Origin of the sequence: Bradyrhizobium sp. CCGB12, from assembly GCF_024199845.1 — a bacterium.
Classification (GTDB): domain Bacteria; phylum Pseudomonadota; class Alphaproteobacteria; order Rhizobiales; family Xanthobacteraceae; genus Bradyrhizobium.
Genome location: NZ_JANADO010000001.1, coordinates 4879330 through 4896303, shown reverse-complemented (window position 1 = coordinate 4896303; position 16974 = coordinate 4879330). Strand labels below are relative to the sequence as shown.

Genomic DNA, 16974 nt, shown 5'->3' with positions numbered 1-16974 from the left:
TGGACGATGAGCGCGGAGCCGTTACTCGCCGATGCGCCCTGGCTGACCGCAGGCGGGACCGCGCGCGTCCTGCAATTGCTGGACGCGGATGGCGAGGAGGCGCGGGTGGTCGGCGGCGCGGTGCGCAACGCGCTGCTCGGTCTCGTGCCCGGGGACATCGACATCGCGACCACCGCATTGCCGGACGAGGTGATGCGACGCGCCAAGGCCGCCGGCATCAAGAGCGTGCCGACCGGCATCGACCATGGCACCGTCACGCTCGTCATCGACGGGCATCCCTATGAGGTGACGACGCTGCGCGAGGACACCGAAACCTTCGGCCGCAAGGCCAAGGTCGCGTTCGGCCGCGACTGGGTGAAGGATGCCGAGCGGCGCGACTTCACCATGAACGGCCTGTCGGTCGATGCGGCAGGTGTCGTCCACGACCATGTCGGCGGGATCGCGGATGCGCGAGCACGCTGCGTGCGCTTCATCGGCGATCCCGACCAGCGCATCGCCGAGGATTATTTGCGCATCCTGCGCTTCTTCCGCATCCACGCTGCCTTCGGCGTCGGCGAGCCCGACCGCGACGGCTATCTCGCCTGCATCCGTGGACGCGCGGGCCTTGCCAGCCTCTCGGCCGAGCGGGTGCGCATGGAGATGCTCAAGCTGCTGATGGCCGGCGGCGCATCCGCAGCCGTGTTGGCTATGGCCGAGGGCGGATTGCTGCAGACGCTGATCGGCGGCGTCGCCTATACCGGGCCGCTGGCCGCGATGATCACGATCGAGCGCGAGCTTGGCCTTGCTGCCAGCAGCACGCGGCGCCTTGCCGCGCTGACGGTCGCGGTGACCGAAGATGCCAAGCGCCTCGCGGTGCGCATGAGGCTCTCCAATGCCGAGACCAAGGCGCTGGATTCGATGGGGCATCGCTGGTGGCGCTTGGCCACCAAGGACGAGGCCAATGCACGGCGGCTGCTCTACCGGCTTGGCGCGGAGCGCTATCACGATCGCGTGTTGCTGGCCTGGTCGCGGGCGAGTGGCGACATCGGATCGTTGCGCTGGCGTGCGCTCGCCGAGCTGCCGCAACGCTGGACTGCGCCGAAATTTCCGCTGAAGGCTGCCGATTTCATCGCGCGCGGATTGGCGGAAGGTCCCGCGCTCGGACATGTGTTGACGCTCGCCGAGGACGCTTGGCTTGCGGCGGATTTTCCACTAGAGGAAGCCGCGCTCGCTTCCATCGCCGATCAAGCAGCGGCACGCGTCAGCCGCGACGAGAGAACGTGACCATCGTTTCAGGCTTCGCCGACATCTCGATTTTTCAGCTCCTGCTGGTCGCGTTGATGGCGTTGTTTGCTTCGATCATCGGTGGTCTCGCCGGTTATGGCACCGGCGCCCTGATGCCGCTGGTGCTGGTGCCGCTGGTCGGCGCCGAGCCGGTGGTGCCGATCATCGCGATCTCCGCGATGTTCACGAATTGCAGCCGCGCGATCGCTTATCTGCGCTACGCCGACCGCCGCCGCGCGCTGATCGTGCTGGCCTGCGCGGCGCTGACGACCGTGCTCGGCGCCTACGGTTACACGCGCCTGACCAATGCGGGCGCAGCGCTCGTGATCGGCACCATGCTGATCGTGAGCGTGCCGCTGCGCCGCGTGCTCCGCCGCCGCGAGGTCAGGATCGGCGACACCGGCCTTGCCGCCGGCTCCGTCGGTTACGGCGTGCTGGTCGGCGGCACCTCCGGCTCCGGCGTGATCCTGCTGTCGCTGCTGATGGCCGCAGGCCTCGAGGGCGCCGCCGTGATCGCCACCGACGCGATGATCTCGCTCGGCACCGGCCTGATCAAGATCTCGGTGTTCGGCCTTGCCGGCGCCGTGACCGCGCAGGTGCTCGCCCTTGCGCTGCTGATCGGCGCGATCGCCATCCCCGGCGCGTTCCTCGCAAAAGCCTTCGTCGAGCGGATGCCGGTGCACATCCACACGGCGATCCTCGACGTTGCCGTGATCACGGGCGGGCTGGTGATGATCTCGGCTGCGATGAGGCAACTGATCGCTTAGATGACTCCGGCTCATCAGGCATTCGCGCGCGAACCGCGGAGTAAACCTCGTACCCAAGACGTCGGCGTCCGAGCGCAAACCGGAGGTCGCCCGGCTTCGCCGCCAATGGAGGCCTACGACCCAAAGGCGACATAATCGCTTGATCCAAAGCTTCCTATTGTGAAGTGCCTCAGGCCCCAGGAGCCGATGATGAGTCACACAAAGTTCGCGTTCGTAATCTGTTTCTTCATCTTCGGGCTGACAGCGGCGAACGCAGCGGGGGTCAAGAATTTCGACATTCCGGCGAGCGCGGCGGGACCGGCGATCAGGCTGCTGGTCTGGACGCCGTGCGTGGAGCCACCACAAGAAATGGATGCACGAGGTGCCATCTTTTTCGCCGTCCCGGGATGCGCGGTGACGGGCGAAAAGCTTCCCCTCATCGTGATATCGCATGGCAGGAGAGGATGGTTCGGCGGCCACCATGACACGGCGGCGGCGTTGGCCGATGCCGGCTTTGTGGTCGCCGCGCTCAATCATCCCGGTGACACCTGGCGCGACACCAGCCGTACCGACAGTCTTTCGGTGCTGGTCGAGCGCCCCGCGGACATAAAGCGGCTAATCGACTACATGCTCGATGGCTGGCCCGACGCGCCACGCATCGACACCCAGCGTATTGGCCTCTACGGCTTTTCGTTTGGCGGCTATGCGGGGCTCGCTGTTATCGGCGGCAATCCCGATTTGCGAAAAGGCCTGCCCAATTGCGCGACGTCGAGCCTGTTGGCTTGCAAGCAGCTCGAAAGCGGTGAGGCGCCCGCTCAGCCGGTCACGCCTGATCCGCGCGTCAGAGCCGCTGTCATCGTCGATCCATATCCCGCGTTTGTTTTTCCCGCGAAGAATCTGAAAACGATAGCGATTCCGGTGCAACTGTGGAGCTCCGATCCGGCACAAAATGCAGACGGTCTGTCCGGATGCTGCGCGGCTTGCTATTAAACAAGGTCTTCTGGCGCCGGAGTATCAATTCGTGGCAAACGCCAGACACTTCTCTTTCCTTGCTACCTGTACCCCGAAGGAGGTGCAGGCCAACCCCACAGCTTGCACGGACGCGCCGGGTTTTATCGTGGCGTTTTTCCGCAAGCACTTCGCTGAAAGCGCAAAGCAATAGCGATCGGCCGCGGCCCGATTGTTTCAAGCAGCGCTATGGGCTGAACAAGCTGTGGAGGAATTGCTCCTTTTCGCCAGGCGCATAACCCTGAGACGCGCCGAAATACGGTTCACGGTCGCCATAGGAGGGCGCGGAACGGTATTCGGTCGGCGGCCGAGGTGGCGCGTAGGCAAAGCTCGAACTGGAACCTGGTGCAAACGTGCCCTGATGGGAGCGAACAGCAGTGTGCCGGTGGGGGTGATGCACCGGCGCTGCGTTCGCAACGCTGGACAGGGGGATCAATAGGCTCAACGCCAAAATGAAACGCATCGCTTTTTCTCCAACTGTCCCCGGTCCGTCATTTAATGCCCGGCCGCAGGGTCCCAACAGATCTCGGCTTCACGACTGGTCACATCCCCGGGATCACGGACTCGCATGGGCGAGCTGTTGGGTCATTTGGCAGGATGCAACCTGGCAACATCGCAGGACGTCATGGTAGGTGAGCTTGTTTCGCTGGCGAGCCAAAAGGTGACAGCCGATGAAGTGTCTCCGGATCTACGCAACCCCGGACGGTGAATCTCACTTCGGTGAAGTGGACATCCCCATGACGGCAAAGGTGGCCGTCGCTCCCAATGCCAAGCCGTTTCAAGTGTCCAGGCGCTATCTCGCGTCAAGCGTTGAGTTTACTCAAATCCCTGCCGGTATGCGGCAGGTTGACTGGCATACCGTTCCGGCGCGGGTATTGACCGTCAGACTGACCGGCGCGGTCGAATACGAGACGAGCGACGGCGAGGTGCGGCACGTCTCTGCGGGCGAGTTCGTGTTGGTGGAGGACACGCACGGAAAGGGCCATCTGTCTCGTCACTCCCCGGACGAGCAAACCGTTCTTTGGATCAGGCTACCCGATGGCCTCGACTTGCCGGCCGCATAGTCCGCGGAGAGCGCCATCGCCCGCGGCGCTGAAAGTCTGCAAATGGCCAAAGAATCGACCCGAAGCGGAAATCACTAGCCAGCTATCCCGCTCAGGTGAAATGTCGTAGCAAGGATGCGCCACCCGTCGGGGAAGCGAATAAGGTTGTAGGACTGCCGCCATTGCCTTGTAACGCTTCCATCCGGTCGGAGGTTTTTCCACGTTACAGTCCCGAGAGCACTGCGTTCGCCGATAGGAACGGCCACTACATCGTGCAGAGTTCCACCTGCTGCCCCTTCGCGTCGGTAGGTATCGGCCACTCCTTGGAAAAACCGCGCAATCTCGTCACGTGACTGAAAGCAATGTATCGACCCGTCACCCCGCATGGTGATGCAGGGAGCGCAGTAGAGTTTTGCGATTTGGTCACCATCCCAGGTGGCGAACGTTTCCATGTATTTGTTGAAGAAGGCAGATATCTCGACCTCAAGCGCTTCCGACATGATTTGCCTCCAGAGCCGTGGGGCCGTGATGAGGCTTGGCCGGGGCAGAGTACGGCATCAAATCGTGACTTGGGGAAGTGCGACCTCGCGTCGCTGCGCTTTCAGATCAAGACCGTACTTCCGTTTCTGGCCCTTCTGCGAGATCCGACGATGTCCGCTATTGCGCTTCTATTGGCAGAGCAGCGGACATCGGAAGCGAAGGAGCGGAACGCTCCGATCTGACGAGGCGATGCCTACTCCTCGTCCTCGTCGTCTTCATCCTCGTCTTCGTCGTCCTCTTCTTCCTCGACGCGGGCGAGCGTGGCCAGCGGCAGCGTCTCGCGGAACAGGTCGCCTTCCATCCCCATCCAGAGGCAGAGCACCTCTTCTTCCTTGATCTCCGCGACCGTCAGCGGCTGGCCGCCGGATTTCAGCATCACGACATCGCCGGCTTTCAATTCCATGGATTGTCCTTTCGAGTTTGATCGATCCGGACGACGCTAGCAATTTGTCATGACACGCGGAAAACGGACGGGCGGAGGCGACGGATCGGCGAAAAGGCCGCGCGTTCCCATGCAAGGGAATGCTCAGGTGCTGGCGAGACCGTTTGCGAAAAGGGCGCCCACCTCGGACATCGCGACGATGCCATCATGCCCCTGTTTTGCCCGACGTGTCAAATAGATTTCGTAAAATCCGCAAGACCTTGAATTTGCAGCAGCGCCCTACTGTGCATGGGGTTGTTTTTCGATATTTTGTTTTGCGCCCTGGTTACACCTGCGGCACCAGCTCGGTCAGCGAGCGGATGATGCGGTCGGGCCTGACGGTCGAGCCTTCGGGCAGGCCGTCGCCATGGACGTCGATCCAGATCGAATAGATGCCGAGGCGCTGCGGCGTCACGACCTCCCATTCGAGGTTGTCGCCGATCATCCAGGTGTCCTTGGCGGTGACACCCAGCGCCTCCATTGCGTGCAGATAGGCGCGCTCCTCGGGCTTGCCGAAGCCGTGCTCGCCCTCGATCTGGATGTGATCGAAGCGGTGCGCGAGCTCGAAGCGCTCGACCTTGGCGCGCTGCATGTCGGCGGCGCCGTTGGTGACAAGCGCGAGCTTGATGCCGAGCGCCTTCAATTTGTCGATCGCCTCATGCGCGCCGGGAAAGACGAACATCTCCTCCTCGCGATAGGCGGTGAAGCGATCGGCGAGGCGAATGGCGAGATCGTCGGGCAGCGCGCGATGGCCGGCGGCCGCAAGCGCGGCGAAGCCGCCCTTGACCGTGAGGTGGCGGGCCTCGGCGAGCTTGAGCCGCCACGCCGCTTCCGCATTGGCCCAGAAGTTTCGCGCGAAGGCCAGCACCGCGGTTGCGACCTGCGGCGGCGGCAGCGGCGCCAGCTCCTCGGCGAATTCCGCCGTGATCGTGTTCCAGGCGATCTCGGGCCGGCCATAGGCCGACAGGATGGTGTCGTCCATGTCGATCAGCATGGCGCGGGGAAGCGGCCTCGAAGCGCTCATGGCCATTTCACCTCCGGTGGCAGCGACGACAGGATCGAGTCCACATTGCCGCCGGTCTTGAGCCCGAAGATGGTGCCGCGGTCGTAGAGCAGGTTGAACTCGACATAGCGGCCGCGCCGGATCAATTGCTCCTCGCGATCCGCAGCGGTCCAGGCGCTGGCGAAATTGCGCCTGACGATGTCGGGGTAGATCTTCAGAAAGGCGCGGCCGACGTCCTGGGTGAAAGAGAGGTCGGCGTCCCAGTCGCCGCTGTCGTGCCAGTCGTAGAAGATGCCGCCGATGCCGCGCGCCTCTTTGCGGTGCGGCAGGTAGAAATATTCATCGCACCACTTTTTGTACTTGTCGTAATCGGCAACGCCGTTCGGCTGCGCGCAGGCTTCCTTCATCGCGGCGTGAAAGGCGATGCTGTCGGCATCGTCCTGCGTGCGCCGGCGCTCGAGCACCGGCGTCAGGTCGGCGCCGCCGCCGAACCAGGCTTTGGTGGTGACGACGAAGCGCGTGTTCATGTGCACGGCGGGCACGTGCGGATTGCGCAGATGCGCGATCAGCGAGATGCCGGAGGCCCAGAACTTCGGGTCATCAGCGGCGCCGGGAATCTGCGCGCGAAACTCGGGCGCGAATTCGCCGTGCACCGTCGAGCAATGCACGCCGACCTTCTCGAACAGGCGGCCCGACATCATCGACATCACGCCGCCACCCCCGGCCGCGCCGCTGTGATCGGTCCGCTGCCAGGGCGTGCGCTTGAAGCGGCCGGCATCGCCCGGATAGAGGTTTTGCGGCGCGTCGTCCTCCAGCCGCTCGAAGCTTGCGCAGATGTCGTCGCGCAAACGTTCGAACCAGGCGCGGGCGCGGGCCTTGCGGTCTTCGATCATCGAAACGTCCATCTGCATTCCCGTCGCTCACCCTGTGAGGCTCGCAGGGCGGGCAAAGGCGCCCTTGCGCCGTGCCCACCAACTTTCATTGTCGTCTTGATTGGTGGGCACGCTGCGCTTTGCCCACCCTACGAATTTCATCCCTGCGGACCGTAATAGGTGCAGCTCTCGTTGCAACTGTCGCGGTGGATGCTGACGCGGGTCAGCTTGCCGATATGGGCCAGCCGCTCCCACACGAAGCGCGAGAGGTTTTCCAGCGTCGGTGTGCCCAGCGCCTCGATCTTGTTGAGGTATTTGTGGTCCAGCATCAAGCGCACGTCCTCGATGGCGCGCTGGACGAGGCCGAGGTCGACCACCATGCCGGTCTTGGGGTCGGGCGTGCCGCGCAGGGTCACCTCGGCGCGGAAGGAATGGCCGTGGATCTCTTCGCTCGCCGCCCCGAACGTCGTGCCCGACAATGAGTGCGCCGCCTCGAAGCGGAACGATTTCGTCAATTCCCACATCTGTTCGAAAACCAATCCTATCTGATGCCGAGCGATTTATGCGTCTGCACGCTGAGCCGCCATTGCGGATGGCGCAGGCAATAGTCGATCGCGCGCGCGGTGTTCTTGATTACCTCGGGTCCATCCATCGGCTGGAGCGAGAAGCGTTCGAAGGCGAGGTCTTCGAACGTTTCGGGCACGGCGAGTGTCTGCGGATAAACCAGCTTCAGCTCGTGGCCGCTCCGCTGCACCAGCTCGCTGCCGCCCTTGGGGCTGACGCAGATCCAGTCGAGCCCCTCCGGTGCGGCGATCGTGCCGTTGGTCTCGACCCCGATCTCGAAGCCGCGGGCGTGCAGCGCCTCGATCAGGGCGGTATCGACCTGGAGCAGCGGCTCGCCGCCGGTCAGCACCACGTAGCGGTTGGCGGTGGATGCCGTCCATTGCGCGGCGATGGTGTCGGCGAGTTCCGCAGCCGAGGCGTAGCGGCCGCCGAGCGTGCCGTCGGTCCCGACGAAATCCGTGTCGCAGAACTTGCAGGTCGCGCCCGCGCGGTCGGCCTCGCGGCCGCTCCAGAGGTTGCAGCCGGCAAAACGGCAGAACACGGACGCGCGCCCGGCATGGGCGCCTTCGCCTTGCAGGGTCAGGAAGATTTCCTTGACCGCGTAACTCAAGCCTCTCTCCTCAATCCTTTGGGCCTTCCGGGTTCCGGATCTGGCGCAGCGCCTCGCCGGCGGCCATCGCCGCGGTCATGGCCACATTGAGCGACCGCAGCCCCGGGGTGATCGGAATCACCAGCCGCGCATCGGCGGCCTCGAGCACCGCATCGGTGACGCCGGCGCTCTCGCGCCCGAATAGCAGGATGTCCGACGTCTGGTAACGGAAATCGCGGTAGTCGGTGGCACCTTTGGTGGTGAACAGCAACAGGCGGTAGCCATGTGCCGCGCGCCAGTCCTCGAATCTCGCCCAGGAGTCGTGCCTGATAAGGCTGACATGGTCGAGATAGTCCATTCCCGCCCGGCGGAACAAGCGGTCGGAGACGGGGAAGCCGGCGGGCTCGATGATATGGGCGGCCATGCCCAGACAGGCGCACAACCTGAGAATCGTGCCGGTGTTCTGAGCGATGTCGGGCTGGAAAAGCGCTATCTGCATGGGCGGCGGCGGGTTTGGTTGTGGGCGCAAAATGTCTCAATAAAACATCGCTCGCCCGGGAATTCGTGCATTGCACGCTCCCGCGCCGATAGCGGGCTTGCGCTCGCCCGGCAAGGGTGCCAATAGAACGATTCTGGACTGCTGTTTTCCCCATTTTGGGCGTGAGCAAGCAAAGTTCTGCCGCCGCGGGGGGCCGCGGGCGCCGGCAGCCTTTCCGGGGACCTCATGGGCGCCCCCCGGAGCGGTTCCACCGGTCGCATAAGAAGAAAGGGTTGGAATCGTGACGACAGCGTCTTCGGCGGACCATCCGACACGCCGTGATTTCTTATTCGTTGCAACGGGGGCAGCCGCCGCAGTAGGGGGCGCGGCCGCGCTCTGGCCCTTTATCTCTCAAATGAATCCGGACGCCTCGACCATCGCCGCCGGTGCGCCGATCGATGTCGATCTCAGCCCGATCGCCGAGGGCCAGGACATCAAGGTGTTCTGGCGCGGCAAGCCGATCTACATCAGCCACCGTACCAAGAAGCAGATCGACGAGGCGCGCGCCGTCAACGTGGCGAGCCTGCCCGATCCGCAGACGGACGAGGCCCGGGTCAAGGCCGGCCACGAGCAGTGGCTGGTGGTGATCGGCATCTGCACCCACCTCGGCTGCATCCCGATCGCTCATGAGGGCAATTACGACGGGTTCTTCTGTCCCTGCCATGGGTCGCAGTACGATTCGTCCGGCCGCATCCGCCAAGGGCCCGCGCCCGCGAACCTGCCGGTGCCGCCGTATCAGTTCGTTTCCGACACCAAAATCCAGATCGGCTGAGCTTCGGACCCCTGTCCGAAGCTTCGCGCCGTCTCGTCGTACTATTTCCTCAGGATCGCATCATGAGCGGACCATCCGACTACCAGCCGAGCAATCCGGCCCTGCAATGGATCGAGCGGCGTCTGCCGATCATTGGCCTCGTCCATTCCTCCTTCGTCGTCTATCCCACCCCGCGTAACCTCAACTATTGGTGGACCTTCGGCGCCATCCTCTCCTTCATGCTGGGGATGCAGATCCTGACCGGCGTGGTCCTGGCGATGCACTACACGCCGCATGCCGATCTCGCCTTCAAGTCGGTCGAGCTGATCGTCCGCGACGTGAACTACGGCTGGCTGCTGCGCAACATGCATGCCTGCGGCGCGTCGATGTTCTTCTTCGCAGTCTACGTCCACATGCTGCGCGGCCTCTATTACGGCTCCTACAAGGAGCCGCGCGAGGTGCTGTGGATCCTCGGCGTCATCATCTACCTCCTGATGATGGCGACGGGCTTCATGGGCTACGTGCTGCCATGGGGCCAGATGAGCTTCTGGGGCGCCACCGTCATCACCAACCTGTTCTCCGCCATTCCCTATTTCGGCGAGAGCATCGTGACGCTCTTGTGGGGCGGCTATTCGGTCGGCAACCCGACGCTGAACCGGTTCTTCTCGCTGCACTATCTGCTGCCGTTCCTGATCGCGGGCGTCGTCGTGCTCCACGTGTGGGCGCTGCACGTCGCCGGCCAGAACAATCCTGACGGCGTCGAGCCGAAGACGGAAAAGGACACGGTGCCGTTCACGCCGCATGCCACCATCAAGGACATGTTCGGCGTGTCCTGCTTCCTGCTGCTGTACGCCTGGTTCATCTTCTACATGCCGAACTATCTCGGCGACGCCGACAACTACATTCCGGCGAACCCGGGCGTGACGCCGCCGCACATCGTGCCGGAATGGTATTACCTGCCGTTCTACGCGATCCTGCGTTCGATCCCGAACAAGCTCGCGGGCGTCGTCGGGATGTTCGGTGCGATCATCATCCTGTGCTTCCTGCCGTGGCTGGACAGCGCCAGGACGAGGTCGTCGAAGTATCGTCCGCTGGCCAAGCAGTTCTTCTGGATCTTCGTCGCGGTCTGCATCCTGCTCGGCTATCTCGGCTCGCAGCCGCCGGAAGGCATCTACGTGATCGCCGGCCGCGTCCTGACGGTCTGCTACTTCGCCTACTTCCTGATCGTGCTGCCGCTGCTCTCGCGCATCGAGACGCCGCGACCGGTTCCGAACTCGATCTCGGATGCGGTGCTGGCCAAGACGGGAAGCAGATCGACGCCGATGGTGTCGACCGCGATCGTGCTGGCGCTCGCCGCTTCGCTGTTCGCGGGCTCGATCGACAGCGCGAAAGCGTCCGAAGGCAGCGACCAGCCGCCGGGCAACAAATGGTCGTTCTCGGGCCCTTTCGGTAAGTTCGACCGCGGCGCGCTCCAGCGCGGCCTGAAGGTCTACAAGGAGGTCTGCGCCAGCTGCCACGGCCTGTCCTACATCGCCTTCCGCAACCTCGCCGAGCCCGGCGGGCCCGGCTATTCGGTGGCGCAGGCGGCCGCGTTCGCGTCGGACTACAAGGTCAAGGACGGCCCGAACGATGCCGGTGACATGTTCGAGCGGCCGGGCCGGCCGGCGGACTACTTCCCCTCGCCATTCCCGAACGAGCAGGCAGCGCGTGCGGCGAACGGCGGTGCGGCGCCGCCAGACCTGTCCCTGATCACCAAGGCGCGCTCCTATAAGCGCGGCTTCCCCTGGTTCATCATCGACTTCTTCACCCAGTACCAGGAGCAGGGTCCGGATTACGTCTCGGCCGTGCTGCAGGGGTTCGAGGACAAGGCGCCGGAAGGCGTGACCATTCCGGAGGGCTCCTACTACAACAAGTACTTCCCGGGCCACGCCATCAAGATGCCGAAGCCGCTCAGCGATGGCCAGGTCACCTATGATGACGGCTCGCCGACCACGGTGGCGCAATACGCCAAGGACGTCACCACGTTCCTGATGTGGACCGCCGAGCCGCACATGGAAGCGCGCAAGCGCCTCGGCTTCCAGGTGTTCGTGTTCCTGATCATCTTCGCGGGCCTGATGTATTTCACCAAGAAGAAGGTCTGGGCCGCCTCGCACTGAGCGGCTCCAGCGAGACGAGAAATGAAGAAGCCCCCGCGAGGGGGCTTTTTTGTTGGCTCAACTCTCCGTCCTTCCGGGCTCGCGCTATGCGCGCCTGGGAATGACGGGAGTGTGGATTGCGCCGTGCGCTCACAACGGCCAAAATACCGCCAACCGCTCCCCAATCATCGGAGGACACCATGGGAACCGCCATCACCTTCAAGCGACCGGACGGCAAGGACGCCTCGGGCTATCTCGCCAATGCCGCGCGCGGCAACGCGCCGGGCGTGGTCGTGATCCAGGAATGGTGGGGATTGTCCGATCAGATCAAGGGCCTGTGCGACCGCTTCGCGCTCGCCGGCTTCGATGCGCTGGCGCCCGATCTCTACAAGGGCAAGGTGGTGCCGTATCACGACACCGATTCCGCCAACAAGGAGATGAACTCGCTCGACTTCATGGACGCCACCACGCAGACCGTGCGCGGTGCCACGCAATATTTGTCGCGCAATGGCGCCAAGGTCGGGCTAACGGGCTTCTGCCTCGGCGGCGCCGTGACGATCATCGGCGCGACGAAGATCCCGGAGCTTGCGGCCGGCGTCGTGTTCTACGGCATTCCGCCGGAGCAGGCGGCCAAGCCCGCCGACGTCAAGATCCCGCTCCAGGCTCATTTCGCCAACAAGGACGATTGGTGCACGCCGGAGCTGGTCAATGGTTTCGAAAAGGCGATGAAGGCTGCCGGCAAGTCGCTCGAGCTGTTCCGCTATGACGCCGAGCACGCCTTCGTCAACGAGCAACGCCAGGCCGTGCACGACCGCGAAGCCGCCGAGCTCGCCTGGGGCAGGGCGACGGAGTTTTTCAGGAAGCATCTGGGGTAAGTGCGGTCGCCCGTAGCCCGGATGGAGTGCAGCGTAATCCGGGGCTTTCTCATTGTGGGAGGACCCCCGGATTGCGCTGCACTCCATCCGGGCTACGGCACAGTGGCCGCCCTTGACGCCGCCCCCGCGCCATGGTGTTAGTTCCCCATGAGCATCGCCGTCCGCCCAGCCCGTCTTTGGTGGCGCACCTCCTAACGAGGTGGCCGGTGCGATTTTCCTTTCCCAAATCGTCTGAGGTCGCCAGCACAGCGCGGCGGCCTGATCGTTTGTCCTGTGTGGCGTTCCCTCGGCAAGTTTCGTAAGAGGACCCCATGAACAGGACCGTCTTTGCCCTCCCGGCCAGAAGCGACTATGTGACCCGCGCGGGTCTCGCGATCACGCGCGTCGCGGAGCAGTTTACCGGCGGCGCCAGCCGGCTCGACGATCTCATCAACCTGCTCGACCGCCGCCGCGGCGTGGTACTGTCCTCCGGCACGACCGTGCCCGGTCGCTACGAAAGCTTTGACCTCGGCTTCTCCGACCCGCCGCTCAAGCTCGAGACCACAGGCGTCAATTTCAAGCTGGAAGCGCTGAACGAGCGCGGGCAGGTGCTGATCGCCTTCCTCGGCGACGTCCTGCACGGACCCTGCGTGGTGATCTCCGAGAAGACGGCCACGCGCCTCGCCGGCCACATCATCCGCGGTGATGCCCCGATCGAGGAGGACCAGCGCACGCGGCGCGCCAGCGTGATGTCGCTGGTGCGCGACCTCGTCGCCGCCTTCTCCGCCAATGACGACGGGCTGCTCGGCCTGTTCGGCGCCTTCGCCTACGACCTCGTCTTCCAGATCGAGGACCTCGTGCAGAAGCGGCCGCGCGAGCAGGACCAGCGCGACATCGTGCTCTACGTCCCCGATCGCCTGTTGGCCTATGATCGCGCCACCGGCCGCGGCGTGGTGCTGACTTACGATTTCGCCTGGAAGGGCAAGTCCACCGAGGACCTGCCGCGCGAGACCGCCGAGAGCCCATACCTGAAGACGCCGCGCCAGGGTTTTGCCGATCACGCGCCCGGCGAATATCAGGCGACGGTCGAGACCGCACGCGCGGCCTTCGCCCGCGGCGATTTGTTCGAGGCCGTGCCCGGTCAGCTGTTCGCCGAGCCCTGCGATCGCTCGCCGGCCGAGGTCTTTCAGCGGCTCTGCGTCATCAATCCATCGCCGTATGGCGCGTTGATGAATCTCGGCGAAGGCGAGTTTCTCGTCTCGGCCTCGCCGGAGATGTTCGTGCGCTCGGACGGTCGTCGTGTCGAGACCTGCCCGATCTCGGGCACGATCGCGCGCGGCACCGATGCGATCGGTGATGCCGAGCAGATCCGCCAGCTCCTGAACTCGGAGAAGGACGAGTTCGAGCTCAACATGTGCACCGACGTCGATCGCAACGACAAGGCGCGCGTCTGCGTCCCCGGCACCATCAAGGTGCTGGCCCGACGGCAGATCGAGACCTACTCAAAACTCTTCCACACCGTCGATCACGTCGAGGGCATGCTGCGTCCCGGCTTCGACGCGCTCGACGCCTTCCTTACCCATGCCTGGGCCGTCACCGTGACCGGCGCGCCAAAGCTCTGGGCCATGCAGTTCGTCGAGGACCATGAGCGCTCGCCGCGGCGCTGGTACGCCGGCGCGATCGGCGCGGTCAATTTCGACGGCAGCATCAACACCGGTCTCACCATCCGCACCATCCGCATGAAGGACGGACTTGCCGAGGTGCGCGTCGGCGCGACCTGCCTGTTCGACTCAGACCCTGCCGCGGAAGACCGCGAATGCCAGGTCAAGGCCGCCGCGCTGTTCCAGGCGCTGCGCGGGGATCCGCCGAAGCCGCTGTCGACCTTCGCGCCGGATGCGACCGGCTCGGGCAAGCAGGTGCTGCTGATCGATCACGACGACAGTTTTGTCCACATGCTGGCCGACTACTTCCGCCAGGTCGGCGCCAGCGTCACCGTGGTCCGCTATGTGCATGCGCTCGACATGCTCAAGCAGAAGAGGTGGGATTTGCTCGTGCTGTCGCCCGGCCCCGGGCGCCCTGAGGATTTCGCAATCAAGAGAACCATCGATGCGGCGCTGGAAAAGAAGCTGCCGGTGTTCGGCGTCTGCCTGGGCGTGCAGGCGATCGGCGAATATTTCGGCGGGGAGCTCGGGCAGCTCACCCATCCCGCCCACGGCAGACCCTCGCGGGTCCAGGTGCGCGGCGGACGCCTGATGCGCAACCTGCCGAACGAGATCGTCATCGGCCGCTATCATTCGCTCTTCGTCGAGCGCGACAGCATGCCCGAGGTTTTGTCCGTCACCGCCAGCACCGAGGACGGCGTCGCCATGGCGCTCGAGCACAAGACCCTGCCGGTCGCCGGCGTGCAATTCCATCCGGAATCGCTGATGTCGCTCGGCAACGAGGTGGGTCTGAAGATTGTCGAGAATGCGTTCCGGCTGGATGCGCGCGTTGATTGAGAGGCACCAATGACCTTTGACCACGATCTGAAGGCGAGCGTCCGCACCATCCCGGACTATCCGAAGCCCGGGATCATGTTCCGCGACATCACGACCTTGCTCGCGGATGCGCGCGCGTTCCGCCGCGCGGTGGACGAACTCGTCAATCCCTGGGCCGGCAACAAGATCGACAAGGTCGCCGGCATGGAAGCGCGCGGCTTCATCATCGGCGGCGCGGTGGCGCATCAGCTCTCGGCCGGCTTCGTGCCGATCCGCAAGAAGGGCAAGCTGCCGCACACGACCGTGCGCATTGCCTATTCGCTGGAGTACGGCATCGACGAGATGGAGATGCATGTCGACGCGATCCAGCCCGGCGAGCGCGTGATCCTGGTCGACGATCTCATCGCCACCGGGGGCACCGCGGAGGGCGCAGTAAAGCTCTTGCGCCAGATCGGCGCCAACGTCGTCGCGGCCTGCTTCATCGTCGACCTGCCCGAGCTCGGTGGCGCCGCCAAGCTGCGCGCCATGGACGTGCCGGTGCGCACGCTGATGACGTTCGAGGGACACTGAGCAGCGGGACGAAGACTATCGCCCCGGTGGATTGCTGTCAGGACCGCTGCAGGATCAGGCTGAGCTCGAGCTCCCGGAACGCGATGTAATTCCGCCGGGTCCACTGGTGCAGCTCGGTCGAGGCGTCCTTCTCCTGGCGCAGATAGCCGGTGAAAGAGAAGTTCAGCCGGTCGACATAGGTCTTGAGGAAGCCGGGCAGCGCCGGCAGCCGGAACAGCCGGCCGGCGGCCATCGCGGGCGGCAGCTCGCCGCGCACGACATGTTCGTTGTCCACCGTGATCAGGTTCACCCGCGGGATCTGGCCGCGCAGCATCTCGTGCGCGCGGGCCGAGACGCGGTCGGTGTCGGCGACGAACAGGATCATCGGCGCCACATGCCGGCGGGCCGCCTCCTTCAAAAGGCCGATCTCCTCGGTCATCTTGAAGAACTCGTCGAAGGCGTGGAAGCCAAGGTCGATCACCTTGGCGAGCCCGTCGTCGACGATGACACGGTCCATCAGCTGCATCTTGCCGTAGGTGTCGATCACGTCGGCGGTCTCGGTGATCTTTGGCAAATAATCCAGCAGCGACGGTTCCTTCAAATTGACGTCGAACGCCGCGACGTTGCCGTTCTTGAGCAGCAGGAATTCGCTCAAGAGCCGCGCCAGCAGGGTCTTGCCGACCTGCGGGCGAGGCGAACAGATGATGTAGACGGGCGTTGCGGACATCGGCAGCTATATCGGTCGAACTTGGCGACCAATCCAGCCGTATCAGCCCGGGCTGTGCAACTATTTTTCGCTGTTGCGGGTCACGGGCTTCGAACCGACGATGTCGGTTAGCCGGATCCGGTCGAATTCGCTCCAGACGTTGGCCAGCCAGTGCCGGACATAGCCGCGCAGCACGAACGAATAGTTCGCGGCCTCGTCGCTGATGCCCTTGTTGGCGACGAATTTCAGGAACGGAACGGAGGAGACCTCGACCTGCTCATAGGCCATTTCGTTGAGCTTGGGGATGGTCAGCTCGGTTGCGTCCTTGATGCGGTGGAAATAGGAATTGTAGGTCGCCTGGTCCCACTGGAAGAACTGGGTGTCGTTGATGAAGTTCTTCACCAGGAAATATTTCGCCCCGGTCATGAAGCCCGCGGTCTCGGCGATCTCCTCCAGCGAGGCGATCGAGGGTCCCAGGATATGGAACACCGCGAAGGTGATCTGGCCGGCCTTGGCGGCGTCGAGGAAACCGATGTCGCGCAGCGAAGCCAGTGCCGGCGAGAGCAGGCCGGCGCGGACGTCGATCACGGTCACCGACGGGCTGACAGCGTTGAGCGTGTCGAAAATCTTCATCTGATCGGCCGTGGTCGTCATGTCGACGATCTCGGTGATGTCGGGGTGGAAGCGCTTCAGGGTTCCGCGCGGCGACTCCGTATCAAATGCGCGCGTCGGCACGTTGTTGGCTGAGAAATAATCGAGCAAGGTCCGCGAAACCGTGGTCTTGCCGACCCCGCCCTTGTCCGCGCCCACCACAACCACTGCCGGCTTTGCCATTGCTGTCCCCTAACGCGCGCCCCCGATCGCGAGGTCGCAATCGGCCGGGCCCCAAATCGACGTCCGAAGGATGTCCCAAGT

The 16974-nt window shown here is 64.2% G+C and carries 18 protein-coding genes; 9 read left to right on the top strand and 9 right to left on the bottom strand.

The window, feature by feature from the left end:
- The first annotated feature begins 6 nt into the window (after positions 1 to 6).
- The 4 genes from NLM27_RS22885 (at position 7) to NLM27_RS22870 (ending at position 4081) form a co-directional block, all read left to right on the top strand.
- The gene (locus NLM27_RS22885) at positions 7 to 1263 is read left to right on the top strand and encodes a CCA tRNA nucleotidyltransferase (protein WP_254145470.1); all 1257 of its coding nucleotides are present in this window, start codon (positions 7 to 9) and stop codon (positions 1261 to 1263) included.
- Entirely contained in the window at positions 1260 to 2030 is a 771-nt protein-coding gene (locus tag NLM27_RS22880; RefSeq protein WP_254145469.1) for a TSUP family transporter, read from the top strand. Before NLM27_RS22885 ends, NLM27_RS22880 begins: the two co-directional genes overlap by 4 nt.
- A gap of 189 nt (positions 2031 to 2219) precedes the next feature.
- Positions 2220 to 2999, top strand: a complete 780-nt coding sequence (locus tag NLM27_RS22875) for a prolyl oligopeptidase family serine peptidase (RefSeq protein WP_254145468.1) — start codon at positions 2220 to 2222, stop codon at positions 2997 to 2999.
- A 689-nt stretch (positions 3000 to 3688) separates the two neighbouring features.
- The gene (locus NLM27_RS22870; protein WP_254145467.1) at positions 3689 to 4081 is read left to right on the top strand and encodes a hypothetical protein; all 393 of its coding nucleotides are present in this window, start codon (positions 3689 to 3691) and stop codon (positions 4079 to 4081) included.
- Positions 4082 to 4155: 74 nt separating this feature from the next.
- On the opposite strand, the gene NLM27_RS22865 is transcribed toward NLM27_RS22870, so the two are convergent.
- From NLM27_RS22865 to NLM27_RS22835, 7 genes are all read right to left on the bottom strand, one after another.
- Complete coding sequence (locus NLM27_RS22865) at positions 4156 to 4560, bottom strand: nuclear transport factor 2 family protein (protein WP_254145466.1); 405 nt, start codon at positions 4558 to 4560, stop codon at positions 4156 to 4158.
- Positions 4561 to 4793: 233 nt separating this feature from the next.
- Positions 4794 to 5003, bottom strand: a complete 210-nt coding sequence (locus tag NLM27_RS22860) for a YodC family protein (RefSeq protein WP_254145465.1) — start codon at positions 5001 to 5003, stop codon at positions 4794 to 4796.
- Between the two features lie 304 nt (positions 5004 to 5307).
- Complete coding sequence (locus tag NLM27_RS22855; protein ID WP_254145464.1) at positions 5308 to 6051, bottom strand: HAD family hydrolase; 744 nt, start codon at positions 6049 to 6051, stop codon at positions 5308 to 5310.
- Positions 6042 to 6929, bottom strand: coding sequence for an oxygen-dependent coproporphyrinogen oxidase (hemF, locus tag NLM27_RS22850; protein WP_254148902.1), 888 nt, complete (start codon positions 6927 to 6929; stop codon positions 6042 to 6044). The genes NLM27_RS22855 and hemF overlap by 10 nt, the downstream gene beginning before the upstream one ends.
- 125 nt (positions 6930 to 7054) lie before the next feature.
- The gene (locus NLM27_RS22845) at positions 7055 to 7420 is read right to left on the bottom strand and encodes a 6-carboxytetrahydropterin synthase (RefSeq protein WP_254148901.1); all 366 of its coding nucleotides are present in this window, start codon (positions 7418 to 7420) and stop codon (positions 7055 to 7057) included.
- Positions 7421 to 7437: 17 nt separating this feature from the next.
- Positions 7438 to 8070: a 7-carboxy-7-deazaguanine synthase gene (gene queE, locus NLM27_RS22840; RefSeq protein ID WP_254145463.1), complete on the bottom strand. Its 633-nt coding sequence runs from the start codon at positions 8068 to 8070 to the stop codon at positions 7438 to 7440.
- A 10-nt stretch (positions 8071 to 8080) separates the two neighbouring features.
- A complete protein-coding gene (locus NLM27_RS22835) occupies positions 8081 to 8548 on the bottom strand; it encodes a tRNA (cytidine(34)-2'-O)-methyltransferase (protein ID WP_254145462.1) in 468 nt (155 codons plus the stop codon).
- 280 nt (positions 8549 to 8828) lie between these two features.
- Here NLM27_RS22835 and petA point away from each other — a divergent pair, with 280 nt between their 5' ends.
- The 5 genes from petA (at position 8829) to NLM27_RS22810 (ending at position 15374) form a co-directional block, all read left to right on the top strand.
- Positions 8829 to 9359 carry a ubiquinol-cytochrome c reductase iron-sulfur subunit gene (gene petA, locus NLM27_RS22830; protein WP_254145461.1) on the top strand — a complete coding sequence of 177 codons (531 nt, stop codon included), beginning with the start codon at positions 8829 to 8831 and terminating at the stop codon, positions 9357 to 9359.
- A 62-nt stretch (positions 9360 to 9421) separates the two neighbouring features.
- The gene (gene fbcH, locus NLM27_RS22825; RefSeq protein ID WP_254145460.1) at positions 9422 to 11494 is read left to right on the top strand and encodes a cytochrome b/c1; all 2073 of its coding nucleotides are present in this window, start codon (positions 9422 to 9424) and stop codon (positions 11492 to 11494) included.
- A gap of 179 nt (positions 11495 to 11673) precedes the next feature.
- The gene (locus tag NLM27_RS22820) at positions 11674 to 12348 is read left to right on the top strand and encodes a dienelactone hydrolase family protein (protein WP_254145459.1); all 675 of its coding nucleotides are present in this window, start codon (positions 11674 to 11676) and stop codon (positions 12346 to 12348) included.
- A gap of 311 nt (positions 12349 to 12659) precedes the next feature.
- Entirely contained in the window at positions 12660 to 14825 is a 2166-nt protein-coding gene (locus NLM27_RS22815; protein WP_254145458.1) for an anthranilate synthase component I, read from the top strand.
- 9 nt (positions 14826 to 14834) lie between these two features.
- On the top strand, positions 14835 to 15374 hold the full coding sequence (locus NLM27_RS22810; RefSeq protein WP_254145457.1) for an adenine phosphoribosyltransferase: 540 nt from the start codon (positions 14835 to 14837) through the stop codon (positions 15372 to 15374).
- Between the two features lie 37 nt (positions 15375 to 15411).
- On the opposite strand, the gene NLM27_RS22805 is transcribed toward NLM27_RS22810, so the two are convergent.
- Both NLM27_RS22805 and NLM27_RS22800 read right to left on the bottom strand, forming a co-directional pair.
- Entirely contained in the window at positions 15412 to 16080 is a 669-nt protein-coding gene (locus tag NLM27_RS22805) for a hypothetical protein (protein WP_254145456.1), read from the bottom strand.
- A gap of 60 nt (positions 16081 to 16140) precedes the next feature.
- Positions 16141 to 16893 (bottom strand): hypothetical protein, encoded by a 753-nt coding sequence (locus NLM27_RS22800; RefSeq protein ID WP_027558136.1) that lies wholly within the window; start codon positions 16891 to 16893, stop codon positions 16141 to 16143.
- Positions 16894 to 16974 lie beyond the last annotated feature (81 nt).